Origin of the sequence: Novosphingobium taihuense, from assembly GCF_007830315.1 — a bacterium.
In the GTDB taxonomy this organism is placed as follows: domain Bacteria; phylum Pseudomonadota; class Alphaproteobacteria; order Sphingomonadales; family Sphingomonadaceae; genus Novosphingobium; species Novosphingobium taihuense.
Genome location: NZ_VLKJ01000002.1, coordinates 361,586 through 379,895 on the forward strand (window position 1 = coordinate 361,586; position 18,310 = coordinate 379,895).

At 58.4% G+C, this 18,310-nt stretch carries 15 protein-coding genes and 1 pseudogene; 9 read left to right on the forward strand and 7 right to left on the reverse strand.

The window, feature by feature from the left end; all coding sequences use genetic code 11:
• The first annotated feature begins 276 nt into the window (after positions 1-276).
• Complete coding sequence (locus IQ25_RS06580; protein ID WP_158637684.1) at positions 277-2,811, forward strand: TonB-dependent receptor; 2,535 nt, start codon at positions 277-279, stop codon at positions 2,809-2,811.
• Between the two features lie 374 nt (positions 2,812-3,185).
• Here the strand turns inward: IQ25_RS06580 and IQ25_RS06585 are convergent, their stop codons facing one another.
• The 4 genes and pseudogenes from IQ25_RS06585 to IQ25_RS21465 form a co-directional block, all read right to left on the reverse strand.
• Positions 3,186-3,923, reverse strand: a complete 738-nt coding sequence (locus IQ25_RS06585; protein ID WP_158637685.1) for an NUDIX hydrolase — start codon at positions 3,921-3,923, stop codon at positions 3,186-3,188.
• Positions 3,920-5,119 carry an MFS transporter gene (locus tag IQ25_RS06590; RefSeq protein WP_158637686.1) on the reverse strand — a complete coding sequence of 400 codons (1,200 nt, stop codon included), beginning with the start codon at positions 5,117-5,119 and terminating at the stop codon, positions 3,920-3,922. Before IQ25_RS06590 ends, IQ25_RS06585 begins: the two co-directional genes overlap by 4 nt.
• A gap of 175 nt (positions 5,120-5,294) precedes the next feature.
• A complete protein-coding gene (locus IQ25_RS06595; RefSeq protein ID WP_246415652.1) occupies positions 5,295-5,861 on the reverse strand; it encodes an IclR family transcriptional regulator domain-containing protein in 567 nt (188 codons plus the stop codon).
• A 51-nt stretch (positions 5,862-5,912) separates the two neighbouring features.
• A pseudogene (locus tag IQ25_RS21465) lies at positions 5,913-6,101 on the reverse strand (helix-turn-helix domain-containing protein); the annotation flags it as partial.
• A gap of 83 nt (positions 6,102-6,184) precedes the next feature.
• Here IQ25_RS21465 and IQ25_RS06600 point away from each other — a divergent pair.
• Positions 6,185-7,324: an amidohydrolase family protein gene (locus tag IQ25_RS06600; RefSeq protein ID WP_144903965.1), complete on the forward strand. Its 1,140-nt coding sequence runs from the start codon at positions 6,185-6,187 to the stop codon at positions 7,322-7,324.
• 255 nt (positions 7,325-7,579) lie between these two features.
• On the opposite strand, the gene IQ25_RS06605 is transcribed toward IQ25_RS06600, so the two are convergent.
• A complete protein-coding gene (locus IQ25_RS06605; protein WP_144903967.1) occupies positions 7,580-8,689 on the reverse strand; it encodes an acyl-CoA dehydrogenase family protein in 1,110 nt (369 codons plus the stop codon).
• A 10-nt stretch (positions 8,690-8,699) separates the two neighbouring features.
• A complete protein-coding gene (locus IQ25_RS06610) occupies positions 8,700-9,902 on the reverse strand; it encodes an acyl-CoA dehydrogenase family protein (RefSeq protein WP_144903969.1) in 1,203 nt (400 codons plus the stop codon).
• Positions 9,903-10,492: 590 nt separating this feature from the next.
• Here IQ25_RS06610 and IQ25_RS06615 point away from each other — a divergent pair.
• Together IQ25_RS06615 and IQ25_RS06620 are read left to right on the forward strand one after the other, a co-directional pair.
• Complete coding sequence (locus tag IQ25_RS06615; RefSeq protein WP_144903971.1) at positions 10,493-11,710, forward strand: amidohydrolase family protein; 1,218 nt, start codon at positions 10,493-10,495, stop codon at positions 11,708-11,710.
• Between the two features lie 102 nt (positions 11,711-11,812).
• Positions 11,813-12,619, forward strand: coding sequence for an enoyl-CoA hydratase/isomerase family protein (locus tag IQ25_RS06620; RefSeq protein ID WP_144903973.1), 807 nt, complete (start codon positions 11,813-11,815; stop codon positions 12,617-12,619).
• Positions 12,620-12,641: 22 nt separating this feature from the next.
• Here the strand turns inward: IQ25_RS06620 and IQ25_RS06625 are convergent, their stop codons facing one another.
• Complete coding sequence (locus tag IQ25_RS06625; protein WP_144903975.1) at positions 12,642-13,388, reverse strand: TetR/AcrR family transcriptional regulator; 747 nt, start codon at positions 13,386-13,388, stop codon at positions 12,642-12,644.
• A gap of 3 nt (positions 13,389-13,391) precedes the next feature.
• Here IQ25_RS06625 and IQ25_RS06630 point away from each other — a divergent pair, with 3 nt between their 5' ends.
• Genes IQ25_RS06630 through IQ25_RS06650 form a run of 5 tightly spaced genes read left to right on the forward strand, consistent with a single transcriptional unit; the run spans position 13,392 to position 18,255 of the window.
• Positions 13,392-14,681 carry a cytochrome P450 gene (locus IQ25_RS06630; protein ID WP_246415653.1) on the forward strand — a complete coding sequence of 430 codons (1,290 nt, stop codon included), beginning with the start codon at positions 13,392-13,394 and terminating at the stop codon, positions 14,679-14,681.
• 2 nt (positions 14,682-14,683) lie between these two features.
• Positions 14,684-15,166 (forward strand): hypothetical protein, encoded by a 483-nt coding sequence (locus IQ25_RS06635; RefSeq protein ID WP_144903977.1) that lies wholly within the window; start codon positions 14,684-14,686, stop codon positions 15,164-15,166.
• A gap of 11 nt (positions 15,167-15,177) precedes the next feature.
• Entirely contained in the window at positions 15,178-15,945 is a 768-nt protein-coding gene (locus tag IQ25_RS06640) for an SDR family NAD(P)-dependent oxidoreductase (RefSeq protein WP_220094524.1), read from the forward strand.
• Positions 15,946-15,969: 24 nt separating this feature from the next.
• A complete protein-coding gene (locus tag IQ25_RS06645) occupies positions 15,970-16,779 on the forward strand; it encodes an SDR family NAD(P)-dependent oxidoreductase (RefSeq protein WP_144903979.1) in 810 nt (269 codons plus the stop codon).
• 12 nt (positions 16,780-16,791) lie between these two features.
• The gene (locus IQ25_RS06650) at positions 16,792-18,255 is read left to right on the forward strand and encodes an aldehyde dehydrogenase family protein (RefSeq protein ID WP_144903981.1); all 1,464 of its coding nucleotides are present in this window, start codon (positions 16,792-16,794) and stop codon (positions 18,253-18,255) included.
• Positions 18,256-18,310: the final 55 nt, after the last annotated feature.

Genomic DNA, 18,310 nt, shown 5'->3' on the forward strand with positions numbered 1-18,310 from the left:
GCCGCAATCAGGCAGGCCTGTGTTCGGAGGTCATGTCCCGGATAAAGGCTTGCAGGCAATACCTTAGAATTCAAAGCAGCCTTGGCAGGGCATTGCGGCAGGCGATGCGCTTTTCCGTTTCCGGGCACGCGATCCATCGCGGGGGCGATGGATCGTCAAGTGTGCCGGTATGCGCTGTTATAACAAGTCGGACAGCAGTATCAGTAAGTCCGCGACGCTGTGCTTCCGTGGTCAAGCGGTGGACGGCAAACGCTGTATAAACTGGGGAGGATAACTTTGCGTACTTGGCAAACTGCATTTCTGCTATCGACAGTCGCAATTCCAGGCGTTGCTCTGGCGCAGGCTTCGACGGATCAGCCGCAGGCAGAGGGCGAATCTGTCGGCCTTGCCGAGATCATCGTGACGGCACAGCGCCGCAGTGAGTCTTTGCAGAAGGTTCCGCTGGCTGTGTCGGCGTTCGATGCAAAGGCTCTTGAGACCAAGGGTCTCACCAACCTCAACAATCTTTCTGCGTCAGTGTCGCCCGGTGTTGTGGTTGCACAGTTCGCCGGAACTCCCAGCACGCTGGCATTCAACATCCGTGGTGCCTATTCTTCGGACCCGGGCATCGGGCTCGCCGAGCAGGGTGTCGCGGTCTATGCCGATGGCGTGCCGCTTGGCCGTGCTTCGGGTACGGGCATCGAACTGGGCGATATCGAGCGCATCGAAATCCTTCGCGGCCCCCAGGGTACGCTGTTTGGCCGCAACGCAGAAGGCGGTGCGGTGCAGTTTGTCACGCGTCGTCCCACAGGTGAAGCAGGTGGCAAGATTGAAGCGGGAATCGGAAACTTCAATTCCAAGCGCGTCATGGCGCAGATCGAGCTTCCGAAATTTGCGAACATCTCGATCAAGCTCGGTGGCCTCATCAACAAGCGCGATGGCTTCACGAACAACATCGCCGCGCGCCCCGGGATCGATTTCCTTTCTCCAAACGCAGCGCTGCCCAAGGCAGTTCTGAATCCAAGCAAGGGCAGCAACCTGCAGAACCTCGGCCTGCAGGATCAGCGGGGCTTCCGCATCGGCGTCCAGTGGGAACCGTCACCTGACTTCAATGCCTACTATACGTACGACTATTCGGATCTCGACTACACCATCCTTTACAGTGCCCGCACCGGTGGACGCGTTCCCTCGAGCTATGCCTGGTGTCGCGATCCCCGGTATGCCGCTACCTGCGCCAGCGGTGCAAGCATTGCGGCCAACGTATTCTATGGTTCGCAAGGGCCTGAGGGCGACATCGTACCAAAGTACACCTCCGTGCCACTGTTCACTCCGCTCAACAATTCCAAGGTGCGTGGCCACGGACTGACGTTGGACTGGCATCCCAGCGACAGCCTCCAGATCAAATCGATTACCGGACGGCGCTCCTTGAAGGAGAACAACGGCAGCAACCTCGGTCTGAGCCAGGTCTTCGTTCAGACGGTGCCGACGTCGGCATTCGGATCACCCACCGCACCGGCGGGTTCATTGATCGCCTTCACCGGAACTTATGCGGCCGCAACGATCGACCAGAACCAGTTCAGCCAGGAACTTCAGGTGATCGGTGATCTGGGCGATCTGAAGTTCACCACCGGCCTGTTCTATTACCATGAACGGGTATTCGACACGCGTGGTTCTGCGTTCTCGGTCGCCTACCAGTTGAACGAAACCGCGACCGATGCCCGCCCAATCGCGATCAATCCCTTTGACCTCAGTGGGGTCAGCGCCGTTGACGGCTTGCCGAACTCGTACCAGCTCTACAAGGGCGTTGCGAACTCGTACGCGGCCTATGCGCAGGCTACGTATACTCCGAGCAGCGTGCTCGATGGCAGGCTCTCGCTGACGGCAGGGCTGCGCTACACGCGTGACAAGAAGGAGTTCACGCGCCTTCGTGCTGCTGCCGGTTCGGGCGGATCGAATACTTCGAAATTCGATCAGGACCGCTTTGACCCTGCATTCACCCTGGCGTTCCAGGCAACGCCTGACATCAATCTCTATGCCCGTTACGCCCGCGCTTACCGTGCAGGTGGCACCGGCATCCGCAACAAGCTGGCGCTGTCGACGTACAAGCCCGAAGTTAACACGACTTGGGAAGCCGGCCTCAAGAGCCAGCTTCTTGACAATCGCGTACGGTTCAATCTGGCTGCCTATCACTCGACGATCAAGGATACGCAGGTTTCGTTCCAGAATTCTGCCCTTGATCCTTCGAGCACCGACACGATCAATATCAAGAATGGCAACGTCAAGATCCGTGGTATTGAAGTCGAACTCAATGTCGCGGCAACGCGCGAGCTGGCGTTCAACGTCGGCTACAGCTTCATGAGCCCGAAGCTGAGTGGCTTTGTTGCGGGGCCAGTCAACCTTGGCAATGGCCAATTCGGCAACTTCTCTGCCCCGTTCGTGTTTGCGCCCTATGTGCCCAGGCATCAGCTGGCAATTGCCGGTGACTACCAGCGCGAAATCGGCGACGATGGCGTGAAGGTGTTTGCACACGCCGAATACAATTACATGAGCCCACAGCACAACGAGCCGGCATCGAAGCTCTCGCAGTTCGTTCGCGAACCGCTGCGCTCGCTTTCGCAGGCAAACGCGCGTGTTGGTCTTCGTGACATTCCGATCGGTTCCACGACCATGGATTTCACAGTCTGGGGCAACAACCTGTTTGACAAGCGTGACATCAGCTACGGTTACATGATTGGTGCCACAGACTTCACGATCCAGCCAGGCCAGGAAGGTGGTGCGGCATACGGCACCAACCCGCGCACTTATGGGGTTCAGGCCAAGATCCAGTTCTGATCTCGAAGTAACAGCTGACAGGGGGGTCGGATCGTTCCGGCCCCCTTTTTTGTGCGCTGCGCAGAAGCGGTATCTTGAGGCTGTCGCCACGCCACTGGTCCAGGTGCGCCCTGAGGAAAGACTGCCCTTGGAATGGACTTCTACCGAAGTCTCGCCCGGTTCCTGCCTCCCGCCCGATTAACCTCGGCCTTGGCCCATCAATGGTTTGGCGTGGGGTGAGCTGCGGGCCAACATGTAGGCAAACAGTAGCGCTGATGCCGGACTCATTCGCCCTGCAATCAACAAACCCAGCGATGCGTAAACGCGCCGCAAACCTCTTTGGCTTGCATGGCTGGAAACTGCTCTGAGCTACTTCTGCGTGATCAGGCTGAAAGTCAGCGTGTCGCGTGGTGTTCTTCTGCTCGGCCGTATCCGGCGTTGGGTGGGATCACGACTTTCGTCACGCCATCACGCTTCTCAATTCTTGGTAACACCGTGATGACTTTACGGGCCTTTGCTGCGGCAAGCGCTTCGGCAACAGTGCGGCTTTTCGCCAACAATTCAAGGTTCAGTCTGGTCGGGAAGACGACCTTGCGCTTGCCTGCAGCCGCCTCTTCCAGGATCTGCGATGGAGACGCCCAGACGACTTCCATTGCTTCGTTTCCGTCACAGCAGGCTTCCTGCCTATGAGGCGCGACGGCTAGAAAGAAGTGCGTATCGTAGCGGCGCACATTCGTTTCGGGCGTGATCCAATGCGCGAAATGCACCAGATCATCCAGATGTAGAACTGCGCCGGCTTCCTGAACGGCGTGCTGAAAATTGCTGCAGGCATGCTGCACAGAGTCGACATGCGTTCCGTCCGGTCCTCGCGCCAACAGCAGACCACATTCTTCAAACGTTTCCCGAAACGCTGCAATCCGAAGAGCTCTCTCTTTTGCGCAGAGCGTTTCGTCACCATGGAGGTTCTGCAACCACGTCTCATCGTGATCGGAGGGATCAACGATGCCTCCGGGAAAGACCATCGCCGATGAGAAATCCTGTTCGGCGTGACGGGAAATCATAAGGACCTCGAAAGGGTCATCTCGCAAGATAAGGACCGTCGCAGCCGGGCGAGGGTCGGAAAAGTCTTTCACTGTGCCGTTCCCAGCACGGGGCTCTTTCCAAGTCCGATCGCTAGCGTGAGGCTCAGAACTGCCAGTGCAGAAATCAGCAGGAACACGGAAGCCGGCCCTTGCGCGGCACCAAGTGAGCCGCTGATCAAGGGGAAGGCCAGTTGTGAACCGTAGAGGCAGAACGTCATGACCCCGAGGGCGGCAGGAGTATTCCCGGCCGGCCCCACCCAGTCTATGGCTGCAGCATAGGCAGCGGCCGAAAACACCGCGAGCCCCATCCCCAGAAAGCACATTCCCGTGACAGCGGTTGGAAGGGCACTGGCCATGCCCATGGCAAGGCATCCCGCGGCTGTTGCAGAAATTCCGAGGATCAGCAGCCCGAAGGTTCCTATCCTCCGATGGAGCCATCCATAGCTGCCCGAGCCAAGCAGCGAGCACAGCGACATCAATCCGAGGAATTGCCCGACCTTTGCCGAGCCTGTCACGCCTAGTGTCGAAAGCAGAAAGGGCGAGTACATCGAGCTCGATACTATTGCCAAGCCCATCAAAGCGGTTGCAACTGCAAGCTTTGCCGGTACGCCCGCGAGTATCCCGCGGTTGACGCGACTGGCTACGTGGCCGGTGGGCAATGCCCTATCCTTGCTGTTGCCTGGCAGTGACAAGCCGGGAAGGATCATAACGAGCAAGATAGCATGGACAAGAAAGGCGTTGCGCCAACTCTCTTCGGCCAACATCCCGACCAAGGGAAAAAGTGGCAAGCAGATGGCGCCGCCGACAAAGCTGTTGAGCCCCAGAATGGCTGGACGCTGGTTATCGGGCAGGCGGGCGATGCCTGACATTCCCGCCGTAAATCCGCCTGCCACACCAAACGCCAGCAGCACTCGCATGGCGAGGATGGCGTAAAGGCTGTCGCAAAAGGCAGGGGCGACTCCGCCGACCGTCATCATCAGGACGGAAGCGATGTAAACATTGCGCACACCGAGTCGTCCGATCAGCCAACCCGCCAGTGGCGAGCCAATCGCAAAGAGCGGTGCAACGACGGTTCCGATAAGCTGAACCAGAGCGTCCGCATTCGGCTGTCCGGCAACATCACTTGCGAGCTTGGGAAGAGCAGCGCCCATCGAGAACAGCCCGATAGATACAAACGGACCGATGCCAACGAGCGCGGATTTTCCGACGACGCCGAGGCGGGACCAGTCAGAGTCCGTAACTTCCATTGCGTCGCACTCCCCTATGTTCTTGACGCAAGGTTGTATCGTGAGTCCGCGAGGCCGAAACCTCTGAAGACTAAAGAAGGGCATTCATCAGGGTTGCGATCCTTAGTGCGGCAGTGCGAAGATATACCATCCGCAAGCGTCCGAAAGGTGTCGCTGGTCGGCTGGCAACGACATATCAGGAAGATGCAGAGAGCATCACCGACGCAGCAGGCTGCAGCAATGCCTGCACACGTTTCAGGGCCTCGCCAACGGGCTTCAATGCTTCTGCAGTCCAGGTCGTTGTCAGGCCACTGCCAGCAAGCCCCCAGTATCGCAGTTGCGATCCCCGCCCTTCGATGATCGGGACGGCAGCTGCTGCGTACTGCCCATCGAACATGTCCGTGACGACGACGAATCCGGTAGACTCGTATTGTGCAAACGCATGACGAATGCGCTCCTGACGACGCGGCCACGCGGCAGGATTAGAGGCTTCGATGACGCCAAGCATTTCATCGCGCACGGCTTGCGGCAGGACCGCCAGTACGGCCAGTCCGCCGGCAGATGAGGCGAGTGACGCACGCCAGCCGATTGGTTGGCCCGGCACTATGAAGCTTCCAATCGTCTGATCGATTGACAGCATCTCGGCCCCATTCCGTAGGCTTAACGACACCGTGACGCGGAATTCGTCGGTAGTCTGCGCCATGTAGGGATGAGCCAGGCCTGGCAGATCCTGGCCCTGGATTGCTGCGTAACCCAGCGTCATGGCGGGCGCTCCGATGCGAAGTGCAGCACTGCCAGCCGCCTTTACCAGAAACCCCTTGTCAATGAGCGTTCCGCAAAGCCGCCAAGTGGTGGGCTGGCTCAGCCCGACGCGCCTTGCAATGTCAGACACGGTGAGTTGCACGCCCGGTCGATCAAAGCACTGGAGTATCGACAAGCCACGAGCAAGCGCCGTGACTCCACCGTCACGCTTTTCAGCACTGGTTGACTTACCTCTCGTCATCGTGATATCTCTTCATTTAATGAATAAGCTATTCGCACAGTGAATAATCTGTGTCAATCGTGGATCATCGAGGAGAGCACGAAATGTTGGATGCGACGTTCACGCAGGATACTCCGATCAGCCCGGTGGATTGGCCGATGGATCGTGAGACCAAGGACAGCGGTTGGCGCCCGCCAGCGGGCACTCGAGTGATTTCTGTCGATGATCACGGCATGGAAGAAGAGGGCCTGTGGGAAAAGCGGCTGTCCGGCGCAGACAAGGGGCGGGCGCCAAAGTTGTGGCAGGACAAGAGCGACAACCGCTGGCACATGACGGTGGACGGCATGAGCTATGACGTCCCTGGCATTGAATCGCATATTGGTGAAGGGCGTCCAGGCTTCTGGGATGCCAAGGAACGTCTGAAAGACATGGATGCCGAAGGCATTGACGTTTCCCTGTTCTTCCATTCGCGTGCGATGTCACTGGTCCGGTTGGAGGATAAGGCCTTCTTCACCCGCTGCATGGACGCATACAACGAGTGGCTGGCTGAAACCTGTGCTGCAAATCCAAGCCGGTTGGTTGGCGTTGGCATCCTGCCGACGATCTACAAGCCCGAAGACACAGCCGCCTACATCGACAAGCTCAAGGGCTGGGGGATCAAGGCTCTGGAAATTCCATCCGCTCCCAAGAACGTGCCCTACAATGCATCAGCCATGGAGCCCATGTGGGAAGCGATCGCAGCCAGCGGAATTCCGGTGATGTTCCATGTCGGCGCCTATCTCGAGTTTCGAGGCAAGGGTGCTACTGGCGCAAACCTCACGAAGAATCTCGGGCCCTATCGCCCCTTGTGGTCGCTCCTTGCGTTCTCGGGAATTCTTGAGCGCCATCCGAACCTCAAGGTTGTGTTCTGTGAGGGCGGATTCGGCTGGGTTCCGTGGACACTGCAGGATGCAGACCGCATCTATCAGGTCTACGAAACCGAAATGAAGCCGAAGCTTCAGGAACTCCCGAGCTACTACTTCCGTCGGCAGTGCTATTCAGCGATCATGTCCGATGATGTCGGCCTGAAGCTTGCCAAGGAATACGATCTGACCGACAACATGCTCTGGTCATGTGATTATCCGCATGGCGAAAGCGTCTTCGGCGAATCCCGCAATGAGATCAAAAAGATCTTCGACGTGCTGGGCGAAGAAAAGGGCAAGGACGTCGCAGGCAGAAACGCGGCGAAGCTCTGGAACCTCTGATAATAACAACACCATTGCGTTAAAACCCCCGGCCAGCGCCAAGGCAGGCCGGGGGGTTTTACGGCATCTTTGAACTGGCTGCGCGCCATGCAAACGCGCCTGAGCCGGCAGTGGACCAAGTGCAGACTGCCACCGCTCGCAAGCCATCGCCCCATGCACCGAAATGGCGCAACAGAGCGTGCTTTGCCGCAGAACCGTTGAAGTGGGCGGACAAGATCGCGACACCAAAGTCGTTGATGCGCGATCTTGTGAGATTCAAGTGCCTGAAGCCCGGCGGATGTGATGGTCGATATCGCCTGCGATCTTCTCAAGGGTGAGAAGATAGCGATAGTGGTGACTGATCTCATATTCATCTGTCACGCCATAACCGCCATGCAATTGAATGCCTTGGCGCGAAACCAATTGGCTCGCCTCGCCAATGGTAATTCCGGCAAGGGCAAGCGCTTTGCTTCGGGCAGCCCGATCCTTGTCGCTGTTTGCCAACGCCTGATAGAGCGCCGAACGTGATTGGTGGGTAGCGACGAACATATCGGCCATAATGTGCTGCAAGGCCTGAAACTTGCCGATCTGCTGGCCGAACTGCTTCCGTTCCTTGAGATAGGACGAACAGATGCGCAGGATCTCTTCCATGGATCCTACAGCCTGCGCGAGACGTGCGGTCATCGCCTTGTCCTGCGCGTCCACAAGCAGGGCCGCAGCGTCTGGACCCTTTGCCAGAATTGCATCCAAGCTGACCGCAGTGCCATTGAAGGCAATGTCAGAAGCGCGGCTTCCATCAATCAGGGGATAATTTACGCTATCGATCCCATCTGCCCCAGCTTCGACAAGCACAAGCGCAAAGCCTTCACCGGGCAATTCAGCCGAAACGACAAAGTGCGTTGCAAGAGCAGCGTCTGGCGCGAAGAACTTCTGGCCGGTGAGCCGAAAGTCTTGACCGTCAGGCTTCAGTTGTGTCTGCCGCTTCTCGGCGTTTGCATATCGTTCACCGGGCTCCGTATGAACCAGAGCCAGACGTGCGGTGCCGCCTGCAATCTGTTCGAGCAGTTCGGTGCGGGGCACCTCGGCGTTTGCGAGGAAATGTACGCCTTGCACTGCCGTGGTCACAAACGGCTGGCTGACACATTTGCTGCCCAACGCTGCGGCCAGAACGGATACGTCAGCAGGCGAGCCGCCAAGTCCGCCAAACTCGTCAGGAATCGCCAGCGCGAGCCAACCAAGCTCGGCAAAAGTGTTCCAGGCGGTATCGTCCAGCCCGCTACCGCTGTCCCGCAAATGACGGCGACGTTCCAGCGTGAAGTGCTCTGCAATAAAGCGTTCTGCACTGTCCAGCAGCATGCGTTGCAGATCGGAGTAATTGAAATCCATGGCTCGTCCTTCAGAGGTCGAATGCGATCTTGGCGATGATGTTCTTCTGAATCTGCAATGATCCGCCGTAGATCGTCGCCGCTCTCAGAATCAGGGCGCGGGAGGTGAGGTATTCGCTCTCTTCCGACCACAGGCTGCTGCGGATCGGACGTTCGGCGACTTCAGCAGGATAGAGGCGCAGTGATTCCGCACCCATGAGATCAACGTGGAGTTCGCTAAGTGCTTGCTGCAGCCGCGATCCGACGATTTTCAGAACGGACGCTGCCGCTGCTTCGGGATACTGGAAGTGTTCGTTCGCGAGCACGCGAAGGACTGACCATTCCAGTGCAGTGACCTCGGCTTCAAGCTGCGCGATGCGGCCCTGAAAGCGCGGGTGACGGTCAAGTGTCACACCATCCAGCGTGCGACTTGCCGCCACCGCTTTCGCCAGTTCAACGGCTGCCTTGTTGAAATAGATGAAAGAGCTGGTCGTGCGTTCGTGATCCAGCAGGAACTTGGCGTAAGTCCACCCCTGACCTTCCTCTCCGACGAGGTTCCCGACCGGCACTTCGACATTGTCGAGGAACACCTCGCAAAGCTCGGCCTCGCCGTTGATCTGCGGAATGCGGCGGATGGTTATGCCGGGGCTCTTCAGATCGATAAGCAGGAAAGAAATGCCGCGTTGCGGCTTCACGGTGGGATCGGTGCGGACGAGGAAGAATCCCCACTCTGACGCCCAAGCGCAGCTGGTCCAGATCTTCTGCCCATTTACCACATAGACGTCGCCGTTTCTCACTGCAGCTGTGCGCAGGTTTGCAAGGTCCGAGCCGTTGCCCGGCTCTGAAAACCCCTGCGCCCAGAAATAGTCGCCGTTGCGGATTGCCGGCAGGAATTTGGCCTTCTGTTCCTCCGAACCGAAAGTGTAGATTACGGGGCCGCACATGTGCGTGCCACCCCAGCAACTGTCCGGAGCGCCAGCGCGGATCAATTCGTCCTGAAAGACGAAGAGTTGCATCGGCGACCATCCACATCCGCCATACTCTACCGGCCAGTGCGGCACGGTCCAACCGCGCCCGGCGAGGATACGGGTCCATTCCATCGTGTCGCCGGGTTCGGACTGATTGCCGGCAAATCTGCGTTGGCGTTCTTGAAGGCGAGGTGGCAGATCTTGCGCGATGGCATCGCGGACCATTTGCCGGAAATCCTCAAGGCCTTCGTCTAACTGGAAATCCATTTGCTAAACCTTCGCGTTGCCGAAAGACTTCATCACAATATCTTGCAGACCCTCGTGAGGTTGAATCACACGGCCATGAACCCGCTTGCCATGCCATGGCTGAAGGCACCGGCAATGATTTTCTGCCACATATCGGGTGTGCGAAGGGGGTGATCGGTCATCCATCGTAGAGGCGATGTCGCTATAGCCGAGCGGGCAGGACCGCGCGGCAATCTGCGCAGCATTTCCAATCTTGCGGACTGGCTGGCCGACATTGGCATTCGGCTCAACTTCGTCTCTGGTCAATGCCATACCGGTCAAAGCCAAGACTGCATTTTGTACCTTTGAATTTATCGTAGTGCTGTTGGCGTTTGCAGAATTGGCGGGAAGGAGTTGCACGGCTTGCCGTGAGGGACCTGCCTTGGCTCAATCCAGTAGGCGACGGTGTCACGCACCGCCGTTCTTGCTAACCTGACCTTGAGGTCAGGGCCAGCAATCGCGTTTGCGATCTTGTGCCATGCCCAAGCGTTTGATGCGGTTCTGCACTCCCTCGGTTGCTGAATTGACCCTATGTCAATCGTGAGATTGCGCCCTTCAGAGGAGAAATTCAGATGGCCACTTCACCGGCCCCGGCCCTGACCAAAGTCTACAGCGGTCCAATTTTTGACTGCGACAGCCACATTCACGAACGCAACTACGACTTCATGAAAAAGTACCTTCCTGAAGAACTTCACGCCGAGTGGCTGACGGCACGAAAAGTGGGTCCTGACGGACGCTTTGGCCTGCATGTCGGCGACCGGATGATCGAGAATGCGGAAGCTCGAGAGGAGGGGCTCGTTCCGCCTCCCGGAAAGCTGAAGGAATGGCTCAAGGCGGTCAAAGAGGGCAAGTCGAACGTCGAAGGCTGGATCAAACCCACCGAAGACATGATGGGGCCGGAAGCTCGCGTGAAAAAGCTCGACGAATTCGGCGTGGAGGGTTGCATCCTCTTCGTCGGCGAGTTCGTTTCCACGTTCGGGTATTATCCCCAGGACGCCACCGGCAACCGCATCCTTCACGCGTATAATGAGTACCTGCACAACGAGTGGGGCTTCGCCTACGAGAATCGCATCTTCACCACTGGATTGCTCAGCCTGTGGGATCTTGAATCCTCGATTGCCGAAGCAAAATGGCTGGTTGAGCGTGGTGTTCGCGTGGTTTGCATGCCGATGGGCCCTGCAGGAGGTCGTTCTCCGGCTGATCCCTACTTCGATCCGGTGTGGCAGATCCTGAATGACAACAATGTCGCGGTGACCTTCCACGTCTCTGAAGCGAACTTCATGCATCCACTGATCCGGGAGTTCGGTGAACAGCCGCTGCAGTCACGCCGGACCGGGCAGACCGCATGGCAATGGATGTTCTGCTATTCCGAACTGCCCGTGCAGATCACGCTGGCCAATATCATCTATCACAACTTCTTCGAGCGTTTCCCCAACATCCGTATCGCCAGCGTCGAGAACGGAGCGAATTGGGTGCCAGGCTTCCTTGAGAAGATGGACAAGATGCGCGGCATGGCGAAGAACGGATATTGGCCCTGCGGGCAGCTTTCGGAGCGTCCGAGCAAGATCTTCAAGCGCCACTGCTATGTCGTGGCCTATCCGGAAGACAATGTTAAGTCGGTGGTCGAGCAGATCGGGACGTCTGATTGCATTCTCATGGGGTCGGATTATCCACATGCCGAGGGTGTGCCCGAGCCACGCGATTTCTTTGCCGAAGCGCTGACAGGCCTGCCCGACGAAGATGCTCGTGCGATCATGTATGATAACGGCAAACGATTCATGCAGGTCTGATAGCGACGGTCTAGTCGTTGAACGCCCGGCCCTTCCCGCAGGGGAATGGCCGGGTGCTTACATTCAAGAACCGTGAGACACCGAAGGGCAAAGAGGGTCCCGATGACTGATACGATCCTGCTGGATTCCCCCGAAGAGGGCGTCTGCCGCATCACCCTCAACCGACCCGAAGTGCTCAATGCGTTCACCTGGCCGATGTATGAGGCGCTTCTTGATGCCTTGGCAGATATCCGCCGCGATCCTGCAACTCGCGTGGTGATCCTGACTGCCACAGGCAGAGGTTTCTGCGCGGGTCATGATCTCAAGAACGCCGGACCATCACCTTATCATCCAGACGGCGTGGGCAAGGCATACGGTAACCGGCACAGCCTCATAGGCCTTGGCCAGATCCCCGTCGCAATGCGAAATCTCCCCCAGCCAATTGTCTGCGCGGTGAATGGGACGGTTGCGGGCGTCGGCTACACGCTTGCGCTGGCCTCGGACATGACCATCGCAGTGCGTTCGGCTAAGTTCATAAACACTATTCACAATGCCGCAACGGGAGCAGAGCTTGGCCTTTCCTACATGATGTCCCGCGCCGTGGGCAGCCAAAGGGCAGCCGAACTCCTGCTCACATCTCGACCGGTCATGGCGGACGAAGCGGAGCGGATCGGGTTGATCCTGCGCGCAGTCGACGACGACAAGCTGATCGACGAAGCATTGGTGCTGGCGCGAGGTGTGATGGCTAACGTGCCCATGGGCATCTGGCTGACGAAGCAATCCTTGTGGCTCAACCAGTCAGCCGGAAGCCTTGAAGCGGCGATCGAACTGGAAAATCGCGCGGTTGCCATCGCTCAGGCTACAGAAGATGCCAAGGAAAAGAGGGCAGCTTTCTGGGAGAAGAGGCAGCCCAAGTTCAAGATGGAGTAATCGGCGATCTCGCTTGTCGATATCAGGACAGGGCGGGGCGTAGAATGATGGCCAGCGTCATCGAATCCAGTTCGGCTAGGAAAGCCTCGTCGTTGATGCTCAAGCGCGCCGGATCATCCTTGGCCATCTGGTCGCGCTCCACCACTGCGTCGTAAAACGCAAGCGAGCCGGTGCGCATACGAAATTCGAACATGGACTGCGAAACTTCGGGTGCGAAGGACTTCAATCGGCGAATGAGTTCCGCGATGATCGAGGACGAGCCGAAGACTGTCTGACGGATTTCACGGCCGATCCGCGAACGCAGCATCTCGCTGACAAATGCAGCATGAGGATGAGTACCGTCCTCATTCCGGATGGCAAGGACCGGGCGCGTGATCGCCTGCAAAACATGCAGTGGACAATCGACGTCTCCGGACTGCTGCATCTGGGCAAACATCCGGCTCCGTTCTTCAGATACCGTACCGTCGCGCCAGTTCGAGATAGCACGTAACAGACCGTCTCGATCTCCGAAATGATAGGCTATCGCCGAGTTGTTAGCCATTTTTGCCGCGCGTGTGATCTGGCGCATGGAAACGCCTTCGATGCCATGGCGTCCCATGAGCAATTCTGCCGTTTGCATGATCGAAACGGCGCCCGAAGACCAGTTCGGCGCGTTTCCGGCAGCTTCCGTGATCGAAATCTCCTCCGACATGGCAGGGGCCATATCGCGTTGGCGATGTGAGCGCAATTCAAGCAAACCCGGCCCGGCCCCATTGAGTTTAAGAAACATGTCTTGTATGCAAAGCCCAAGGCCATGCCGTTCAAGGCGAAGGGCCAGACTGGAGAGTTGCTCATGGGCGGTGCGTCTTTCAGCACGGTTGAAAAGCCGGACCACGTCCCGGCCGACCGGGTCGTCGATTTCGACTATATGCACCCAAAGGGCATCGAGGACGGTACTGTCTACGATGTGCTGCGCGCGCTGCAGAGTGGACCGGACATCGTGTGGACGCCCCATAACGGGGGGCATTGGGTCGTTACGCGCTTCGATGACGTGAAGTGGGTGCAGGAAAACTTCGCGATCTTCAGTCACGAGGAATTTACGATCCCGCGCGAAGCCTCGCCGGTCAAGATGCCGCCTCTCACGGTCGATCCACCGCTTCACGCGCGCTATCGGGCCGTTCTCAATCCCTTCTTCACGCCGAAGAAGGTTGGCGAGATGACAGAACAGGCGCGAGCGCTGACCAATGAATTGATCGATAAGGTGATCGACAAGGGTGCCTGCGATTTCCGCGCCGAGTTTTCTGAAGTCATGCCGCCAGCCATGTTCCTTGGCATCGTTGACCTGCCTGCAGATAAGCGGGAGCAGTTCATCAAGTGGGGCAAGGCCTTCATGCACGCCGATAGCGGAGCGGCCCGTCAGGCGGCTCTGGGGCCGATAGTTGCCTACCTTTCCGGCGTAATCGACGAGCGCTACGCTGCAGGCGGGGAAGACATGCTGGCAGCCATCGCGCGCTGGCGGGACAATCCACGCTTCGGTGGCGAGCACGAAGTTATGGGCATGGCGCTGCTGGTCTATTTTGGCGGACTGGACACTGTCACGAACCTGCTCTCGTTCGTCGCATGGCATCTTGCTGAGAATCCCGGTCATCAGCGCCGCCTGCGAGAAGACCCGGCAATCATCCCTGCTGCGGCAGAGGAGTATTTTCGGCGCTTCGGACTTTCCAACACGGGTCGGCTCATCCTTTCCGATGTCGAACGTGACGGGGTGACCATGAAGGCTGGCGAAATGGTGATGGTGCCGATTGGCGCATCTTCCATCGACGATCGGCGATATGCTGATCCGTTCACCGTGGACTTCGACCGGGAAGGCAATTTTGCACCGGGTGGTGGCAGTCACAACACCTTCGGCAATGGTCCGCACAAGTGCGTTGGCCAGCCACTGGCACGCGCGGAGCTGCGTGTTTTCCTTGAGGAGTGGGTAAAGCGCATACCCGATTTCCGCCTCGATCCGGAACGGCCGCCGGTATCTCACATGGGGAGCGTAAACGGGGTAACCAGCCTCCATCTAGTCTGGGACAAGTGACCGTGGGCGGCATCCTGCCCATGGGGAATTTCTATCAGTTCGGATACCTGGCGAGCGATATCGACGCGGCGGAGCGATCCCTTGGTGAGCTTTACGGCATCACCAAGGTTCGCCGTAAGCGCGCTAGCGAATGGATGGAAACGCTGCATGCATGGACTGGCGACACCATGGTCGAGGTGATCGTCTGTGGCCCGGGTGCGCCGTCGATCTACACGAACCAGCCATTTCCCGTAGCCGGAAATCTCATGCTCCACCATCTGGGGCGTCGGATTCTTGACGAGGGCACCTGGCACCAAATGGAGCAGGCCGCTCGGCAACGCGGGCTGTGCACCGAGATGATGGGTTCGGTAATGAACGGGCAGCTGCGATACGCCTACGTCGATACTCGCGCGATGCTGGGCGTCTATACGGAGTACGTCATGCTGAGCGGGGACGCTCTGCACATTTACGATGACGTTCCCCAGAACGATCTCCAAGTTTCTTGAAAGGTCTCTGCATGAATCCCCAATTCGAGACGCAGATTGCCCCGATGTTCTGCCTTACTGGCAAGGTCGCGCTTGTCACCGGCGGTGCTGTCGGAATGGGTAAGAGTGTCGGCCTGGCTTATGCTGCGGCTGGAGCAACAGTCGTACTTGCCGACAGTGACGAGCGGGTTGCGGCGCTCGTTGACCTCCCTGCAGGCGTCTCTGCCCGAAGCTATGACATAACCAGCGAGGAAGCCATTGCCACGCTGGTTGCGGATGTCGTGAGTGAATGCGGCGGAGTCGATATTCTGGTGAACGGGGCTGTGGTCAACCACAACAAGCCGATCCTCGAAACCTCGGCGGCAGAGTGGGACAGCGTTCAGTCGGTAAACCTTCGCGCTGCGTTCATCACGACGCGCCAAGTGGTGCCATCGATGCAAGCCCGTGGCGGCGGCAGAATAATCAACATCACCACGATCGGTTCGGTCAATCCCGTCCTTATAGGTAACGGTGCGTACTCGGCATCGCGCGCGGGCCTGAACCAGTTCACCCGCAATTGTGCGCTGGATTTTGCAGGTGACGCAATCACCGCAAATGCGATCCTTCCGGGCGCCATCATCACCGAGACGATCCCATCCAGCTTGAAGCCGAGGGGACCCGGTGCAGACCCCACGCGGCATCTGGGCGGGTTTGGCAAGCCCGAGTACGTCAATGGCATCGCCCTGCTCCTTGCGTCGCCAGCAGGCCGGTACATCACCGGCCAGCTCATCGCCGTCGATGGCGGCTTTCTCATTTCCTGATCTTTCCAGAAAGGCCGACCAAGCATGTCCATCAACACTCAGGCCATTTGCGATCTCTTCGCCGTTCCTGGTAAGGTCGCGATCGTCACCGGTGCCGGATCGGGCATCGGCGAGGCAACAGCCCATCTTTTCAGCAAAGCCGGAGCCAAGGTCGTCATCGCTGACCTCGTCCTCGAGGACGGTCAGCGCGTCGCTGATGCCATCAATGCGGATGGGGGCGAGGCCATCGCGATCTCGTGCGATGTTTCGGATGAGCCGCAAGTGCAGGCGATGGTCGCAAAGGCTCGTGAAACCTTTGGCGGCATTGATATTCTGGTCAACAATGCCGCCTATCGTCCCAAGGCCGACTTCTTCGGGATGGGCGTGGATGACTGGGACAGGATGCACGCTGTCAACACACGCGGCACTTTCCTGTGCATGCGCGAAGTGATCAAGGTCATGCGTGATCAGGGCAAGGAGCGTGGCGGCGCGATCATCAACATATCGACGATCGGAACTGCGCTGCCGACGATCGTCAACAACGTCCACTATGATAGTTCGAAGGCAGGCGTTAACTCGATCACGAAGAGTACGGCATCGGAATTCGCAGTCGACGGCATTCGCATCAATGCAGTGATGCCAGGCGGTGTCTCCACTGGTGGTGCGAAGAAGATGCAGACCGACCCTTCGCGAAACTTCGTGCCCAAGGGTCCTATCATGATGCCGGGTCGGCTGCTGCTTGGCATGGCAGAGCCGATTCAACTTGCCAGTGCCATTCTCTTCCTGGCGAGCCCTGCTTCAAGCTACATGACCGGCCACATCATGGCGGTAGACGGCGGCTATCTGGTCGGTTGAAAGGTAAAGCTCATGATTGTCCATCCCGATGCAGACCTGCTGCCGCGTAAGGCTCTGTTGATTGGTGATCGCCGCTTCGACACTGCCAGCGGCGGCACCCACCGTCATATCTATGCTGCGACCGGCAGACCGACAGCAGACATTCCACTTGCCGGAGCGGCGGAGGTCGATCTCGCGGTTGAAGCTGCGCGCAATGCTTCGACGATCTGGTCGCAGATGCCGCGCAACGAACGACGCGATTGTCTGATCAGGATGGCTCATCTTCTGCGCGAACACGCCGCCGAGTTGACGCAGTTGTCGGTGATCGACAATTCCATTGCGATTGCAACCCAACAGTATGGCGGTCACGTTGCCGCCGATCTGTTTCTTTACAACGCAGGTTGGACAGACAAGATCGGCGGAGACGTCATCCCGACGTGGCCGGGCAATGCGCTCGATTACACGCTTGACGAGCCCTTCGGTGTTGTTGCTGTCATCATTCCCTGGAACGGCCCGGTCTATGCACTTGGCATGGTGCTCGCTCCGGCGCTGGCGGCAGGCAATACGGTTGTCGTGAAGCCTCCGGAGCTTGCGCCATATGCAGCCTTGCGCTTTGCGGAACTTTGCCTTGAGGCAGGGATGCCGCCCGGCACGGTAAACATGATTCCGGGCGGGCCTGAAGCGGGCGCAGCACTCACAAGCCACCCTGGCGTGGACAAGATTTCGTTTACAGGCAGTGGCAACACAGCGCGCCATATTCTCACAAGCGCGCAAAAGAGATTGACGCCTGTGCAGCTCGAACTGGGCGGCAAGTCCGCCTCGATCGTGTTCGACGATGCGGATCTGGAGGCGTGGTCGCCCTATGGCCTTGCCGGGATAGTCAACAATGTTGGCCAAGGCTGTATCAATCCCACGCGCGTTGTGGTGCAGCGGGGTATCTATGCCGAGGTGCTCGCGCGCCTAGAAGCTGCGGCTGTCGGGCTCAGGATCGGTGATCCGACGGACCCGACAACAGTGATCGGGCCAGTGGTCGATGACCGCGCAGTTACGCGGATCATGGGCATGATTGATCGAGCAAACGCGTCCGGGGCGCGTCTGCTTACCGGCGGTGCCCGCGGCAAAGGCGATCTTGCCGAAGGCTATTTCATCGAGCCGACCGTCTTTGCAGATGTGGCGCCGGATTCCGAACTCGCGCAACATGAGGTGTTCGGTCCGGTTCTGGCAGTTACACCTTTTGATACCGAGGACGAGGCCATAAAGCTGGCGAACGGTACCGAGTTCTCGCTTGCTGCCTATGCCTGGACCCGCGATCTCAAGCGGGCTCATCGTTGTGCACGCTCGCTTGTCGCCGGTAACGTCTGGATCAACGGGTTCACCGGCATTCCCGGTTCGGCACCGTTCGGTGGCATGGGGGAAAGTGGTGTTGGCCGGTTAGGCGGCATTTATGGAATTCGCGAGTTTACCCGGCCGAAGAACGTGTGGATCGGGTTGGACTGAACCTTCTGGGTGTCGCAATGGTGCGCTACTTGGAGGTATTTCCCGGAAAACTCCC